Origin of the sequence: Luxibacter massiliensis (assembly GCF_900604355.1) — a bacterium.
In the GTDB taxonomy this organism is placed as follows: domain Bacteria; phylum Bacillota; class Clostridia; order Lachnospirales; family Lachnospiraceae; genus Luxibacter; species Luxibacter massiliensis.
Genome location: NZ_UWOE01000001.1, coordinates 1,638,332 through 1,654,396, shown reverse-complemented (window position 1 = coordinate 1,654,396; position 16,065 = coordinate 1,638,332). Strand labels below are relative to the sequence as shown.

Here is a 16,065-nt window from a genome sequence, read left to right as displayed (position 1 = left end):
CAAGCTACCGCAGTATCTGAATGTTTTCCAGGATTTCTCTCTGTTTTTGTTCCATCACTATACGCTCGTCCTCATCCATATGGTCATAACCAAACAAATGCAGCATACTGTGGGCAATCAAAAAAGCATACTCCCTTAACGGGGAATGGCCATACGCTTCTGCCTGTGCCAGGACTTTCTCTTTCGAAATCACGATATCACCCAGCATGAGTTCCCCTGACTCAGGATTAAAACTGTCCTGTTCCTGCTCTTTAGTAAAAGCAAAGTCCCCAGGCTGCCCAAATTCCAGCAAAGGAAAAGAAAGTACATCTGTGGCTTTATCTATCTGCCTGAACATCTGGTTCATCTCCCGGATATCTTCATTTGTCGTAAGCAGCAAATTAATCTCAGCCTCATATGGGCATCCCTCATATTCCAGGGATGCTTCTATTACCAGCTCCGCTGTCTCCTCCACATCAAAGGGCAGTTTTACTGCTCCTTCTTCTTCCATATAAAGACTCATGATCTTCTCCTCTTACTGTTACCTTTCGTTTTTGTAGTTTTTTTCTCGTATTCGTCATACGCTTTGACAATCTTCTGCACCAAAGGATGTCTCACAACATCTTTGCTGGTCAGAGTACAGATACTGATATCCTCTATATTTTTCACCACATTTACCGCTACATCCAGTCCCGACACTGCCCCTGAGGGCAAATCCTTCTGGGTGGAATCGCCTGTTATGACTACCTTGGACCCAAAGCCGATACGAGTCAGAAACATTTTCATCTGGGCAGGGGTCGTATTCTGTGCCTCATCCAGTATAATAAAGGCATTGTCCAGAGTACGCCCTCTCATATATGCCAGGGGCGCCACTTCAATCAGTCCCTTCTCAGTATTTTTGATAAAACTTTCAGCCCCCATGATCTGATACAGGGCGTCGTACAGCGGGCGCAGATATGGATCGATCTTGCTCTGCAGATCCCCCGGCAGAAATCCCAGCTTCTCCCCGGCCTCTATTGCCGGGCGGGTCAGGATGATCCGGCCTACCTCATTATTTTTAAATGCGGTGATGGCCATAGCCATGGCAAGATATGTCTTCCCCGTCCCTGCAGGGCCAAGGCCAAACGTAATCATCTGTTTCCTGATAGCATCCACATACCGTTTCTGCCCGAAGGTCTTTGGTTTGATTGGCTTACCCTGGAGAGTATGGCAGATCAATTCTTTGTCAATCTCCACAATTCCTTCTTCCTGTCCATCAAAAACAAGGGAGATCGCATAGTCCACATTCTGCTCTGTGATGGCATTGCCGCGCCTGGAAAGCTCTGTCAGCTGCTCCAGTACGCGCCGCGCCTTGTTTGCAGCTTCGCCCTCCCCCAGTATCTTAGTCGCCCCGTCACGGGCCAGCAGAGTTACCCTGAACGTTCGTTCCAGCTTTTTTGCATATGCGTCAAACTGGCCAAATACATTTTTTTCGTGCTCGGCCGGTATGTCAATCATCAGTTCTGACAGACTCATCCTGTTCGTTCCTTTCTATCTCAATTATTTCAGTGTCCGCTTCCTTCGTGATCCGCTCATTCAAATATAATATGCCTTTTGCAGAAGCCGAATTTTGGTCTATGTGTATTTTAACACTATTTTCCTGAATTTGAATACCTTTTTCCTGTAATTCCTGAGAAAATTGTTTAAAGTTTTCACTCAATTCTGTCTGAAGTTCTTTTTTTGTATGCTTTTTTTCTTCTGATGTATAAGATTTCACAATTTTACTCCCATAGGAAAGCGGAAGATACAGGCTCTCCCCCAGCTTCAGCTGCCTTTCACTTGTATACATTTCCCATTCTTTATATTCATTTTTAAGAGTGCCTGCTGAAATTGTCCAAGCGCCTATTTTCACATAGTACACTCTTCTTTGGGACTTCTGATAATGCTTCTCCTTATATTTTGTACTGATTGTATCCTCGTAATTCATCTGGGTATCCGCAAAAATATCTGCATCTGATTTCTGGTATTGGTATCCAGTCACCTCCCCTGCATCGTTGAGCACCTCGATTCTGCCCGAAACCAGAATGTCGCCTTTTGAAACTGTATCTCCCTCATGTACCAGTGGGACGCCGCTTCGTGTAATTATACTTGTAATCACGCCATCCTTCTCTGCAACCAAGTCTGTGGGATGTATTTCCTGGGCGGTTTCTTTATCCGGCTCAGAATCGGCTGTCTGGCCTTTGGCCTTCTCCTCCTGCCCTTCATCGCGGAAAGTATCCTCATTTTCTTTGATCTGAATCCGCAGCCTGCTCCCATCTATGGAAGCGGACACCCATACAATATCGTCATATTCTTTCCGGATATCTTTTACGATCTGCCCACAATCCACCTGCCGTTTCTGCATATGGGCAGTCACGCCTTTTGTCTCCAAAAATTCCAGCAGCGTCTCATTCGTCCACTTTTCGTTTCCCTCGAAATGAATGTCCCATATAAAACTGGAATACAGGTAAAGCAGGCACAGGCACAAAATAAAGCTGATAAAAAACAGCTTCCGCCTTCTGTACTTTTGTATAAAAAAAGGTAGGCCTTCACGCTCTATCAGCAGAACCTTGGTATGTGTCTTCCTGACAATAGGCCTCAGTCTCCTGAAACCTTTCAGGCTCATATACATCTCATACGCGTTGCCACAGGGAGTCAGCCCCCAGATGTAAATTTGATGGTGTCTGCATAGATTCAGAAACCGCTCGGGAGAGTATCCCTCTACCCGGACTTTTACATATCCATGTATGTACCGGATGATTGAATGAATCAAAGCCCTTTTACCTCACTTACAATATTCTAGTGAACAAATTCTGCCTGTTATCTTCATCTCATCATTGGTATAATATTCTATCTGAAGGTTTTTTCCCTGTAACTTAATCTGGCATTCTTTGGTCTGTACACGGATCAGGACATCCGTATATTCTATAATCCCACGGTAATTTTCTATACACATTTCCCCTGTACCGATAATCGTGACCACGGCTGCTCCGAGAACCACATCTTTTGGCATACTCGCGGCAGATGCCAGCTTTTCCTTTAGTCTTTCATTTTCTAATGCTCTGTTCATATAGAAATGCCACACATACGCCCTTTATTTATAGTATATGTGCAGCATTTTTGTCCTATGTTTTTTATGCCCTAAAAAGAGCACAGCCCACCCCTCCTCTGGACTTTGAATTTACAACGCCCTTATAATTTCCAGAAGTTCCTCCCCGGTTTTCCCTGTGTACAGCTTTCCATCAATGAAAACATTGGGGCCTGTCTGGCAATGTTTTAAGCAGCACCGGGTCCTTAAAAATATTTTCTTATCCTGTGATAGCCCACTCCTTTGAATTTTAAGCCTTTTCTTCAAATACGCAAGTGTTCCCTGGGCCCCTCTGTCCATACAGCTCTTACCAGTACACAGTATGATTTCATGCTGGTAAGGGGCGGCCTTTAATGTAGGATACATGCGGACCAGCACCTGGATAACAGTTACTTTTACTCCGGCAGCTGAGGCTGCCCTTTCCTGCAGTTCTGCAGTAAGATATCCCTGTTCATCCTGGAGCTTTCTTAGCATTTCCACAATAGCCTCCTGATTGGCTCTGTCACTTTTTTCTCTGTGGGCTGCAAAAATTTCTTCTATTCGTTCTGTTTTTCCCTGTTCTTCCATCTTATATGCTGTCTCCCTATTTCTATTATTTATTCCCGCGGGCAACGGCCCAGAGGATATGCTTACATATCCAGATGGCGGCTGCCGCGGGGATTAATCCCCCGATGCGTGCATGTCTGCTAGTTTGATGCCCCGCATAACCTTATACCAGGTCCTTCACTTCTACGGCTGGAGGATATTTATATATAATCGTATATTTAGTATGTTCAATTTTTAAAAATAACTTACTCTGGAAAGCATACATGGAAAACTGATTCTTGACAAGGGGAAAATTCCCTGATATAGTTTCATATAGTTCACATTGTAAACTATATTAGGAGAGAACTATGACAGACAAATCAGATGAAAACTGGATTCAGACAATGAAAACAGCCGAAGAAATCCGCCTTTTTTCCAGCTTGTACATAAAGAAGGCTAAAAAAGGCGCCCCCTACTCTGCCCAGGAAATCAGTGCCTTATTTTGTATGGCGCTAAGCCAGGATATCAGTCCGCTTCATTTAAGCCAAAATATGGGCATCAGTAAATCCGCAGTGAGCCGCCTTGTAGACCACATGTCTCAGAAAGGCGTCATTGAAAAAGTGCCCTGTCCGGAAGACGGGCGCAGCTACTGCCTGCGCCTTACGCCAAAAGGGGCGGATATCTTAAAATCTGTATATTTCTATTATGCAGAGCCAGTAAAACTGCTTGAGGAAGCACTTGGGAAGGAGCAGTCCCAAGAGTTGCTCAGGCTGATTTCCCTGGCAAATGCCAATTTTAAAGGGAGGGAAAGCAAATGACAATATATCAGGCAATGCAGCTAAACGCAGCGGGTTCCAAAAGTTTAATTAAAAACAGCCATTCCCGCAGAGAATCCGTGAAATGGGGTTTTGTCTATCTCCTAAAGGTCATTCTCACAGTCGCCTTCTGCTTTGTATTTGTAACTTGCTTCAGCTTGTTGTTTGGCAGCGAAAACAGCATCGCTGGAGTTGTGGTGCTTCTTATCCTACTACTTGTAAGGCAGTCTGACTTTGGAATGAATATGCCTGGAAGCATGCTGGCCCTGTTCCTGCTTTTTGCCATTCTATGTGTCAGTCCTATGGCAGCCAGCCTTTTGTCTCCTTTCCCCGCATTTTTAGTACACCTTCTCTCCATTTTCGCCATCACATTACTTGGATGCCATAATATTATTATGTGCAACCATTTCACTTTTGTACTGGGATATCTCCTTCTCTTTGGCTACCCTGTCACAGGCAATTCTTATATCTGCCGTCTGAAAGCGCTGCTGTTGGGATACATGATCTGTGCCGCAGTCTACTGGATCAGGCACAGAAATCATCATTTCAGAAGAGGTTTTTTCCATTTACTAGAGGAATTCCATCTACATTCTTCCAGATCCCAATGGCAGCTTAGAATCAGCCTGGCCACCTCATCCGCCATGCTGCTCACCACATGCATGGGACTTCCAAGGGCCATGTGGGTTGGGATTGCCTGTATGTCCATTATGGCTCCCTTTATCACAGACTGTACATACAGGGAGCTGAGGCGTGCTCCTTTTAATATAGCAGGGTGCCTGTTGTTTATCCTCCTGTACCATGCCCTTCCTAAAAACCTGCATCCCTTCCTGGGGATCCTGGGTGGTATTGGAGTCGGGTTTTCCGCCAAATATTCTTTTCAGAATATATTCAATGTCCTGGGGGCGCTTATCATTGCCACAGACCTTTTCGGCCTGTATCCAGCCGTTTTGATACGTATTGCGGCAAATCTTATGGCTACCTTTTACTGTATTGGTTTTAATATTCTCTGGGAACATGTCCGCCATAAACTGCAGTCTGTACGCCAACCGGCCTGATCCCCTGGCAAAGAGAGTTCGTTGCCTATGTATAAACCAAAGATAGGAAAAAAGGCTTTACACCCCAGATTCAAGGGGTGTAAAGCCTTTGTAGTTTCTATTCCTGCCTCAGCCTGAATTTATTCACAAGATTTCTCATGATCTGGGACTGGCTGGAAAGCTCCTCGCTGGCAGCAGCACTCTCCTCCGCTGTAGCTGAGTTTGTCTGGACAACAGAGGAAATCTGATCCACTCCCATTGTCACCTGTTCAATAGCGCCTGCCTGCACCTGGGAAGCCTCCGCAATCTTATTGACGATGCCTACGACTTCATTCGCACCTTCTACAGCCTGTACAAGAGCCTGGGCCGTATCATCTGCAATCTCCGTGCCATTTTTGACAGCCGTGATAGAGCGTTCTATCAGGGCGGATGTATTCTTAGAAGCTTCAGCTGATTTACTTGCCAGGTTTCTTACTTCATCAGCTACCACGGCAAATCCCTTGCCGGCCTCCCCTGCCCTGGCAGCTTCAACGGCTGCATTCAGAGCAAGTATATTGGTCTGGAATGCAATGTCCTCAATAGTCTTGATAATCTTCCCAATTTCGTCGGATGTATCCCTAATCTCACCCATGGCCCCTACCATTTCCTGCATCTTCAGATTAGTCTGGCTCATGTTCTCACCTACTTCACTGGCTTTATCACGGGCCTGGCCAGCGTTTTGGGCACTTTCCTGAACCTGATTAGAGATATCCCCGATGGTAGCGGCCAGCTCCTGGACAGAACTTGCCTGCTCCGTAGCTCCCTGGGAAAGAGCCTGGGACCCGGAGGAAACCTGCTCCGCACCGCTGGCTACCTGCTCAGATGACTGGTTAATCTGTGCCAGCGTATCGTTCAGAGAGCTGCTGATGGTGCGCATAGAAGTCTTGATGGATGCGAAGTCACCTGCATAGCTGCCTTCTATCACTTCACTGAAATTGCCATTTGCCATCTCGTTGAGATTGTGGTCAATATCCCCAACCAAATTATCCAGGCGCCCTACAAGGCGCTCCAGGCTTCCCAGCAGGACAGATGTCTCGTCCTGGCTGTCTGTGGTGGGAACTGGACTTTTCAAATCCCCCTGCTCAAACAGCTGCATACGCTCTGCACATTCTCTGATAGGCTTTGCAATAGCTCTGGACAGCATAATTGCAATCAGGGCAGCTCCGCCGATGATCAGTACAGCAAAAATAACAGTCACCAGAATACTGGTTCTTACTGCCGCTGTAAATTCGGATTCATTGGCCTCGATCCCAATACTCCAGTTCTGGTTTCCATTAATCGGAGAGTAGCCAAAGATCTTCTGTTCACCTTCATACTCATATGTACCAAACCCTTCCTCCCTGGCCAGCATCTTCTCATGGAGCGCAGCCAATTCTTTCATTGATGGGTCAGACTCAGCCTGATTAATAATATTGACTTCATCCGTTACATAAGAGCTGTCCGGGTGGGCGATAATTGTTCCATTCTCATCCAATACATAGGCCTTCCCACTGTCCCCCATCTGCAGGGAGCTGATAATATCACTTAAAAATGCCGCGTCCACGGTTCCATATACGATTCCATCAAAGTTCCCATTTGTTGTGATAGGTACTCCAAATGCAAAAATCTGGCTGCCGTCGATGGTGGAAATCATCAGGTTAGAAATGGATGGAGACATATTTTCTTTTGTCCATTGGAAAATGTCTTCATTAGAAATATTTTCTCCTGTGGAAGCATTCCCAGCAGCATCTGCTTTGCCTATGCGGATAAAGCCGTTTCTTGACGCGATGCCCTCACATCTTGTGATAAGCGCAGGGTCCAAAGGAACGGAACTATGCATAACATCCAGCGCTGCCGCTTCCGACAACACGGCCCAATATTTATCCAGTTCCTTCTCAATGGCCAGAGAAGCCAGATTGGCTGACGGCGCCATTGTATCACTGAGTACGGTCATAGTCCCTTTGGAGTTGAGCACTGCTGTCACAACACCTAAGAGAATCGTACAAATCATCACAAATGGTATGATTGTCATCATAATTTTCGTTTGAATCTTCTTAAATCTTTTCATTTGTCCCTTCCTCACATTCTTTATCATACCTATTATTATACAAAATCTCCGGTAAAAAACAATAATAAACCGTACATAAATTTCACAAAATCTATTTTTAGAAAATGTTTTCCAGGAGTTTTAGTGCATGGCAAAGGATATGTCATCTCATTCATTATAAAACATAGAAAACTATATTGCCTCTGATAATCTGGAATATGCCTCTTTTGTAAACCGGTGGTATTCCAGTCCGAAATCATCCTCTTCCATATAATATACATAGGGATCAATCCCGGGGTCAGTAAAGGAAACCGCCCATTCATGTTCCTTTATTTTTTCTATCTCCACATCCTCTGAAAATTTTTTGAATACTGCCAAAGCATCCTCCAGTTTTTTTCCTGGCGTGGTAATGACTGTAAGCAGTGTTTTTAAAAAAACATTTTCGGGGATATTCTTATGGATATATTCTACGACCTCCGAAGAGACTTTGATACAATATCTCCCCTTTTCTTCCGTTTCTTCAATCTCCACCCTTCCCAGATTTTTGTACATTTCATGGCAAAACCTGTCTATCTCTTCCTGAAGTCCCATGGTTTCTGTGCCAAGCAGTTCCAAAAGGGATTCCTCCGGATAGTAAAGCCGGATATCTTCTCTCCGATAACCAATTTTTAACTCCCACTCTTTTACAGTATCAAAAATATTTTTTTCTAAATTCATACATGGACCACCTCATTTACATTGCGAAATATCATGATTCCTATTTACATCCGACACTATTATACTCCCCATCTATCCATAAGACAATCTGTTTTTTGTGATCCGCCTGCCCTGCATTACATTCGACTTTTCCACCAGAAAAACATCTTATAAACAGTGTGCATTAACCTTTCTTGAAAATAGTAGGGATGACAGCAATAACCTTTCCAATTAAATACCTATCCTTCGGGCGGACTTCGTCCGATAAGGTATACCCAAAGGGCATCCCGCAATACATGCCCTTCGGACGGGCGGACTTCGTCCGATAAGGTATACCCAAAGGGCATCCCGCAATACATGCCCTTCGGGCGGGCGGACTTTGTCCGATAAGGTATACCCAAAGGGCATCCCGCAATGCATGCCCTTCGGGCGGGCGGACTTCGTCCGATAAGGTATATTTATTGAACTACTAATGTTCAATAAGGTATATTATTCCTTTCCTTCATTACTCCTCTGCTTTTAATAATCTCCCATAATATGCATTTGCCTGATATAAGGCAGCAGCCGGATTATGGCCGAGTACGCGGTCTTTAGTGACCAGAGTAGTGGCAAGGGCATCGGAATATTTATAAAACATACTATCATGTCCTACACAAAGTCCTATCACTACATTAAAATCCGTCTTCGCCTCATTTAGTATCTTTGCCTGCAAGATTGGATTACACATATTCACTCCAATATCTTCACATACTTTATCTATTCCAACGCTTGTTTTTGTCTGGGCACCTGCCTTACACCCGATTCCATAAACTTCAAATCCATGTGCCCGAAATATTTTTGCAGCTATTCTGGCCTCTGAGATTAACCCGACACAAGTCGCAATTCCCAGCTTTTTATATCCCATCTTATTCGAAAATTCCATAATTTCTTCGATTCTTGTCATCCTGCAGTAATTTTCAAACTCTACTTCTGCAGCAGCAATAGTTGCCTTTTTATTTTCTTCCTCCTCATAGAGTTCCATTGCTTTGTGCAGTATTTCTTCATCCATATGCTTAGTCAGACAAAACTCTGGATATTTTTTATCCATAAAATTACAATTTGTTGTTGCACAATCCACACAGCTAAGTTTCATTGAGTCCTTCCCCCATCTAAAAAATATATATCCATTATTCTACACTGCTATTCCAAGCATCCGGCTTATAAATTATACCTTATCGGACGAAGTCCGCCCGAAGGGCATGTATTGCGGGATGCCCTTTGGGTATTAACACCTGGAATTTCATTACATCGACGGTTTTATATTTATTATCATAGAACTTGTACAACTAATTTTTATATGTTGTCTTTTTCCCCTTGATTAATTTCCTTTTAAGGTTATCTGTTCATTGATTTCTCCACAAAATAATAGCTGGAACTAATTCACCGTTCACAAAGCTTTCAATCATTGCGCAGACTTTATTGGGATCCCTTTCATTTGTTTCTCTTTGGAAAATTGGTTTACGTAGAACTGAAAAGAAAAAAGAATCATATTTTAAATCTTCTATTGATAATTGATAATGTAGTTTTATTTCTAGTATTTTGGCTACTTCCTGCTGCAGAAATAATATCAAAATCTTCTCTTGGTACTAGTGCATCTAAAGTATCTGAATCCCTCCATTCGAAGCATACTTATAAAACAAGTGTGCATTGCTGTATAAAAGTTGTTCCAATACATTGATTTCTTCATCAGAATAGCAATCTTTAAAGAGCCATATCTTTTCTGGTATAAATACATTCCTTTTCATTTGATATGCCTGCCACAACATATCTACCTGCGAAAAAACCTCCGTTATTTATGATATGGTTCTCCTTGTATAATTCTATAGCTCCTATAAATCTGTTCAAGCAGAATAACCCTCATCAATTGATGGGGGAATGTCATAGGCGAGAAACTGAGTGCAAAATCCGACCGTTTCAGCACTTCACTTCCCAAGCCAATGGAACCTCCAATGATAAAAGTAATATGGCTTACACCAGATACACCCAGCTTTTCAATCCTGTCAGCCAGTTTTTCTGACGAAAGCATATTCCCCCCAATTTCCAGTGTTATCACAAAAGCATCCTCTTTGATATACTTTAGCAGCCGTTCCCCTTCTTTTTTCCGTATGCCTTCCTCTGTTATGCCCGATGCCTGCTCAGGAGTCTTTTCATCTGCGGTCTCTATCATTTCAAGTTTACAGTATCTGCCCAGCCGTTTACTGTACTCAGCGATGGCCTCCCTTAGATACTTCTCCTTAATTTTGCCAACTGCCAATATTGTTATTTTCATTTCCACTCCTTTTTCTCTAAGCCTTATTTCCCATCCTCCTGTGAGGGCATACTTTATACTGCACTTTTATATTTTATTCCCGCCAGCAACGAGCCAAGCGGACATGTTTACATGTCATTTGGCCACTGCAGCGAGGGTCTAATATCCCGATACTTGCATTGGGTTTTTGACTCCCTCAAGCATAAATATAACTTTCCATCCGTTTTGGCAGAAAAATGCTCCCCACATCCTCAGAAAGCCACTGTAGATATGGGGAGCAAGATCTAACTATTTTACTTTTTGCTCAAATATTCATCAATACCTTTCGCGCCGGCTTTCCCTGCCCCCATGGCCAGAATTACCGTAGCAGCACCTGTCACAGCATCACCGCCTGCATATACTCCTGCTTTAGAAGTCTGTCCATTCTCCTCCTCAGCGACAATACATTTTCTTCTATTTACATCCAGTCCTTTTGTGGTAGAAGAAATCAGCGGATTCGGTGAAGTTCCCAGTGACATAATCACTGTATCCAGCTCAATCTCATATTCAGAGCCTTCAATTTCTACCGGGCGTCTTCTGCCGGATGCATCCGGCTCACCCAGTTCCATTTTTACGACCTTCATTCCTTTTACATTTCCATTCTCATCTACAAGAATCTCTTTCGGGTTGGTGAGAAGATCAAAGATAACGCCTTCCTCCTTTGCATGGTGAACTTCCTCTACTCTGGCCGGAAGCTCTGCCTCGCTTCTTCTATATACGATATGTACTTCTGCTCCCAGCCGCAGTGCCGTCCTCGCTGCGTCCATAGCCACATTTCCGCCGCCTACCACTGCAACTTTTTTGCCCGCCACAATAGGAGTGTCATAGGAATCGTCAAATGCTTTCATAAGGTTACTTCTTGTCAGGTACTCATTCGCAGAAAATACACCGTTTGCATTTTCTCCAGGAATACCCATGAACATCGGCAGTCCGGCCCCGGATCCTATGAATACGGCCTCAAAGCCTTCATCCTCTATCAATTGGTCGATGGTGGTAGATTTACCGATTACCACATTCGCCTCAAATTTTACGCCCAGTTCTTTTACTTTCTCAATCTCTTTTGCAACTACCTTATGCTTTGGAAGACGGAATTCAGGGATACCATAGACAAGGACGCCGCCCAGCTCATGGAGTGCCTCGAACACAGTGACGTCGTATCCCATTTTCGCCAAATCTCCCGCACAGGTAAGCCCTGACGGGCCTGAACCGATAACCGCCACTTTATGACCATTCTTAGACTCGGGGCATGCAGGTTTAATGTCATTTTCCAGAGCATAATCAGCCACAAATCTCTCCAGTTTACCAATAGATACGGGTTCCCCCTTTATCCCCCGGATACATTTCCCTTCGCATTGGGACTCCTGAGGGCACACACGTCCACAGATAGCCGGAAGTGCGGATGACTTTCCGATCACCTTATATGCTTCCTCTATATTCCCCTCTTTCACTTGCTGGATAAAGCCAGGTATGTCAATAGCAACGGGACATCCGTCTATACATTTCGCATTTTTACAGTTCAGGCACCTGGTGGCCTCATCCATCGCCTCTTCTTTATTATATCCAAGACAAACCTCTTCAAAGTTCGTTGCGCGTACTTTCGCATCCTGCTCTCTTACAGGAACTTTTTTTAATACATCTGCCATTAGTTGTCACCTCCGCAGTTTCCGCAGCCACCATGGTGGGTGTCTCCTTCTTGTAATTTCAGCATTGCACGTCCTTCCTCTGACTTATACATCTGGCTCCTTTTCATAGCCTGGTCAAAATCTACCAGATGCCCGTCAAACTCCGGCCCGTCAACACAGGCAAACTTCACCTCATCCCCTACCTGAAGACGACAGGCGCCGCACATACCAGTACCATCTACCATAATCGGATTCATGCTGACAATCGTAGGGAGATCCAGCTTCTTCGTGAGAAGGCAAACAAATTTCATCATAATCATAGGGCCTATGGCCACACATACATCGTACTTTTTCCCCTCATTCTGCACCAAATCCTCAATGACAGCCGTAACCATGCCAGAACGTCCATAAGATCCGTCATCTGTGGTAACATAGAGATTTCCAGCCACAGCTTCCATCTCCTTCTCCAAAATCAGCATATCCTTAGTCTTAGAACCAATGATAACATCTGCTTCTATGCCATGCTCATGCAGCCATTTAACCTGTGGGTATACGGGGGCAGCGCCGACGCCGCCTGCTACAAACAGCATTTTTTTCTTCTTTAATCCTTCTAAGTCCTCATTGACAAATTCAGACGCACATCCAAGAGGCCCGACAAAATCCCGGAAACTATCCCCTTCCTTTAATTCTGCCATCTTAACTGTAGAGGCCCCTACTTCTTGAAATACAATTGTAATTGTCCCAGCTTCTCTGTCATAGTCGCAAATTGTAAGCGGAATTCTCTCACCCCTGTCATCCATTTTTACAATAACAAACTGTCCTGGCTGGCAATGGCTGGCAACACGCGGTGCATGTACATCCATAAGATAAATTTTATCAGCCAGTTTTTCTGCTTTCAATATCTTGTACATCTTCTTCCTCCTTGTAAAAAATCACCCTTTTTTTATAATACGCCATAACGAAAGGATTAGCAAGCATTCTTTCACGAAATGGAACGGAAAATAAAGCCTGCCTATTCTATTCACCTTTCCCATATATCTTTGCCACGTCTGCTGGCACTTCCAGCAGTTTTTGAACCTCTAAGCCTAACCCGGGCGGGGAGGCCTAAAAATGGGGACAGATCACATATGTGTCTGTCCCCATCCAATATGTACCAGCGGGTAAATGATTTAGAAGTCTACTTCTGTTCCATAATAAATACAATTAAACAGTTTTTCCATCTCTGCCGGAGTAATGCTTCTCGGATTAGAACCTGTACATGCGTCGCCTACAGCCAATTCAGAAATACGGGCAATCTTTTCCTTAAATTCATCTTCCTTTATACCAAACTCTTTTAATGTTTTTGGAATAGAAAGCTGAACGTTAAAGTCATCAATCTTCTCACAGAGACTGTTAATCAATGCTTTTTCAGATGCACCAGGAAGGCCGACCTTACGTGCAATTTCTGCATAACGTTTAGCCGCCACAGGATCCTTTGCATTGTACTGAATTACATAGGGAAGGTACATTGCATTTGCACAGCCGTGGGTAATATGTCCTGTAGAAAATGCGGCTCCTGTCTTGTGCGCCATAGAATGTACGATGCCAAGCAGCGCATTAGAAAATGCCATTCCTGCCAGGCACTGTGCTGTATGCATCTCTGCCCTTGCATCCATGTTCCCTCTGTAAGAAGCAGGCAGATAATCAAATACCATCTCGATTGCCTGGATTGCCAGAGGATCTGTAAATGCACAGTTCAATGTAGAAACATAGGCCTCAATCGCATGTGTCAATGCGTCCATGCCTGTATAAGCAACCTGTTTTGCGGGAAGGCCTTCAACCAGATCTGGGTCAACAATTGCAACATCCGGTGTAATATTAAAGTCAGCAAGAGGATATTTAACCCCTGTTTTATAATCTGTAATAACTGAAAATGCAGTAACTTCAGTGGCTGTCCCTGATGTAGAAGGGATAGCTGCGAATTTCGCTTTCTGTCTCAATTCTGGGAAATTAAAAGGAATACATAAGTCTTCAAATGTTACATCCGGATATTCATAAAAGGCCCACATAGCTTTCGCGGCATCAATCGGAGACCCACCGCCCATAGATACGATCCAGTCTGGCTCAAATGCCCTCATAGCCTCTGCGCCCTTCATAACAGTCTCTACAGACGGGTCAGGCTCAACACCTTCAAAAAGCTGTACTTCCATGCCTGCCTCTTTCAGATAATCTACTGCCTTATCCAGGAAACCCTGACGTTTCATAGAGCCGCCGCCCACAACAAGAATCGCTTTCTTGCCTTTTAAGTTTTTCAGCTCTTCTAAACATCCTTTTCCATGATAAATGTCTCTTGGTAATGTGAATCTGCTCATTTTACTGCATCTCCTTTATTTGTGTGTTAGTGTGATATTTTTAACATGTACATTATAGCACTGTTAAACTTTTAACGCAACTTATATGCAGAGAAAACTTGGTTGAATTTTGCATAAAAATACCGCCGTATTTTTGTATAAAATTTATACGGCGGCACTCCCTTTATTCAGATAATTCCAATACATAATTACGCTTTGTCACCTGTGTCGCTTTCCCCTGCTTATTGATCAGCACTGCACTGAACATAGTCTGCCCTTCAGGCATATCAATAGGCCCTGTATAAAGAGTGGAGGACGCAGAAGGTTCCGTGTTATCCAATGTGTAGTACGCCGTGTAACCTTCCGGGACACTGATCGTTATCTGTGCCGGCGTATCATATTGGCCTGTGGAAGGAGTAACTGCAGGCGCATCTTCAATGGGAATTTCAATTGTGTAGGATTTTGCAACCATCAGGCTGGGTATGCCCTTCTTATTGACAGAGATGGCCTTGATGATATTCTCCCCCTCGTTGAGAAGGACCGGCTCTGTATATTCAGTGCTGGAAGTATCTGGTTCTGAGCCGTCAGTTGTATAGTAAATGGTCCCTCCGTCTGCAGTCAGGGACACCTCCTGCACTTCGCCGTATGTTCCCTCCTCCAGGCTGAATTCCGGCGCCTGGGACACATATTCCTTCACCCCCAGGAGCACATCACTGTCCTCACAGTTGTCCAGAAGCTCAGATATTTTTTCAAGTTGATTTGAATCCATATAAAAATTTATAGCAGCTTTATACAAATCCACATTAGAAGGCTGGTCTGCAATAGCAGTCAGAAAAACAGATTCTGCCCCTTCCATATCTTCCTGGCTGCTGTAAACGGAAGAAAGGCCGGTATAGGCTTCCGCTTTCTTACTATTTTTGGAGATGGCCCTATTAAAATAATTCTCTGCCTGTGCATACTCCCCTGCCTGCAGGGCAAGGTTCCCTTTCCTAACCTGCCCAGGATAAGAATTCTGGTACAAGACATAGGCCAGGACTCCTGTAAAGACTAAAAAGAGAAAAAGAAAAATAAGGATCCTCTGCCTTCTTTTTCTGGCTGCCCGTTTCTTCCTGGCAATTTGCTGCCGCCTTTTCTCCTCAGCATCCCGCATAACTCCTGTGCTCTGCCGGGACTGGCGCAGTGCACCAGTATTCTGCCTCATGCTCCCTGTAGTCTGGCGCTGCTGGCGCATGGCTCCAGTTGTCTGCCTGGACCGCGGGGCGCCAGTCCTAGAGGAGGGGCGTCCCTGCCTTGCCATAGCGCTTCTTCTGGCCCGAATCTCGTCCAGCTCGCCCTGGCTGAGCACTCGCGTAGAATTGCTGTATTCCCTTTGTTCTTCACGACGGTACCTTCTGATATCGTCTGTCTTAATCTGTCTTGTGGCATCTTCAACAGATCCTCTGACTTCCCGCACAAGGACGTCTTCCAGAGGATTATAATCTGGCACAATCTGAACTTCCATTCCGCATTCCGGACAGTATATCAATTCGTCCGGTATCATGGCGCCACAATGCGTACATCTCATATT

At 44.4% G+C, this 16,065-nt stretch carries 16 protein-coding genes; 2 read left to right on the top strand and 14 right to left on the bottom strand.

From position 1 onward, the window contains the following. Positions 1-4: 4 nt before the first annotated feature. The 5 genes from ybeY to EFA47_RS07550 form a co-directional block, all read right to left on the bottom strand. Entirely contained in the window at positions 5-502 is a 498-nt protein-coding gene (gene ybeY / locus EFA47_RS07570) for an rRNA maturation RNase YbeY (RefSeq protein WP_122642722.1), read from the bottom strand. Beyond that, complete coding sequence (locus EFA47_RS07565; RefSeq protein WP_122642721.1) at positions 499-1,494, bottom strand: PhoH family protein; 996 nt, start codon at positions 1,492-1,494, stop codon at positions 499-501. Before EFA47_RS07565 ends, ybeY begins: the two co-directional genes overlap by 4 nt. Then, positions 1,469-2,770, bottom strand: a complete 1,302-nt coding sequence (locus EFA47_RS07560) for a sporulation protein YqfD (RefSeq protein ID WP_206215516.1) — start codon at positions 2,768-2,770, stop codon at positions 1,469-1,471. Before EFA47_RS07560 ends, EFA47_RS07565 begins: the two co-directional genes overlap by 26 nt. A 12-nt stretch (positions 2,771-2,782) precedes the next feature. Continuing rightward, positions 2,783-3,067, bottom strand: a complete 285-nt coding sequence (locus tag EFA47_RS07555; protein ID WP_122642720.1) for a YabP/YqfC family sporulation protein — start codon at positions 3,065-3,067, stop codon at positions 2,783-2,785. 111 nt (positions 3,068-3,178) lie between these two features. Continuing rightward, positions 3,179-3,652, bottom strand: coding sequence for an NADH-quinone oxidoreductase subunit NuoE family protein (locus EFA47_RS07550; protein ID WP_122642719.1), 474 nt, complete (start codon positions 3,650-3,652; stop codon positions 3,179-3,181). Positions 3,653-3,978: 326 nt separating this feature from the next. Here EFA47_RS07550 and EFA47_RS07545 point away from each other — a divergent pair, with 326 nt between their 5' ends. Next, positions 3,979-4,428 (top strand): MarR family winged helix-turn-helix transcriptional regulator, encoded by a 450-nt coding sequence (locus EFA47_RS07545; protein WP_122642718.1) that lies wholly within the window; start codon positions 3,979-3,981, stop codon positions 4,426-4,428. Further along, positions 4,425-5,480 carry an FUSC family protein gene (locus EFA47_RS07540; RefSeq protein WP_122642717.1) on the top strand — a complete coding sequence of 352 codons (1,056 nt, stop codon included), beginning with the start codon at positions 4,425-4,427 and terminating at the stop codon, positions 5,478-5,480. The genes EFA47_RS07545 and EFA47_RS07540 overlap by 4 nt, the downstream gene beginning before the upstream one ends. 97 nt (positions 5,481-5,577) lie before the next feature. On the opposite strand, the gene EFA47_RS07535 is transcribed toward EFA47_RS07540, so the two are convergent. The 9 genes from EFA47_RS07535 to EFA47_RS07495 form a co-directional block, all read right to left on the bottom strand. Further along, positions 5,578-7,545, bottom strand: a complete 1,968-nt coding sequence (locus EFA47_RS07535) for a methyl-accepting chemotaxis protein (protein WP_164689947.1) — start codon at positions 7,543-7,545, stop codon at positions 5,578-5,580. A gap of 171 nt (positions 7,546-7,716) precedes the next feature. Beyond that, positions 7,717-8,241 carry a DUF3877 family protein gene (locus EFA47_RS07530; RefSeq protein ID WP_122642715.1) on the bottom strand — a complete coding sequence of 175 codons (525 nt, stop codon included), beginning with the start codon at positions 8,239-8,241 and terminating at the stop codon, positions 7,717-7,719. Positions 8,242-8,725: 484 nt separating this feature from the next. Beyond that, positions 8,726-9,352, bottom strand: a complete 627-nt coding sequence (locus tag EFA47_RS07525) for a DUF1847 domain-containing protein (RefSeq protein ID WP_122642714.1) — start codon at positions 9,350-9,352, stop codon at positions 8,726-8,728. 502 nt (positions 9,353-9,854) lie between these two features. Then, the gene (locus tag EFA47_RS19835) at positions 9,855-10,004 is read right to left on the bottom strand and encodes a hypothetical protein (RefSeq protein ID WP_164689878.1); all 150 of its coding nucleotides are present in this window, start codon (positions 10,002-10,004) and stop codon (positions 9,855-9,857) included. 44 nt (positions 10,005-10,048) lie between these two features. Further along, positions 10,049-10,528 carry a 23S rRNA (pseudouridine(1915)-N(3))-methyltransferase RlmH gene (gene rlmH, locus EFA47_RS07515; protein ID WP_122642712.1) on the bottom strand — a complete coding sequence of 160 codons (480 nt, stop codon included), beginning with the start codon at positions 10,526-10,528 and terminating at the stop codon, positions 10,049-10,051. A gap of 272 nt (positions 10,529-10,800) precedes the next feature. Then, on the bottom strand, positions 10,801-12,189 hold the full coding sequence (gene gltA, locus EFA47_RS07510; RefSeq protein WP_122642711.1) for an NADPH-dependent glutamate synthase: 1,389 nt from the start codon (positions 12,187-12,189) through the stop codon (positions 10,801-10,803). After that, positions 12,189-13,079: a sulfide/dihydroorotate dehydrogenase-like FAD/NAD-binding protein gene (locus EFA47_RS07505; RefSeq protein WP_122642710.1), complete on the bottom strand. Its 891-nt coding sequence runs from the start codon at positions 13,077-13,079 to the stop codon at positions 12,189-12,191. Before EFA47_RS07505 ends, gltA begins: the two co-directional genes overlap by 1 nt. Before the next feature lie 258 nt (positions 13,080-13,337). Then, on the bottom strand, positions 13,338-14,519 hold the full coding sequence (locus EFA47_RS07500) for an iron-containing alcohol dehydrogenase (RefSeq protein WP_122642709.1): 1,182 nt from the start codon (positions 14,517-14,519) through the stop codon (positions 13,338-13,340). Positions 14,520-14,682: 163 nt separating this feature from the next. Then, a complete protein-coding gene (locus tag EFA47_RS07495) occupies positions 14,683-16,062 on the bottom strand; it encodes a chitobiase/beta-hexosaminidase C-terminal domain-containing protein (RefSeq protein WP_122642708.1) in 1,380 nt (459 codons plus the stop codon). Positions 16,063-16,065 lie beyond the last annotated feature (3 nt).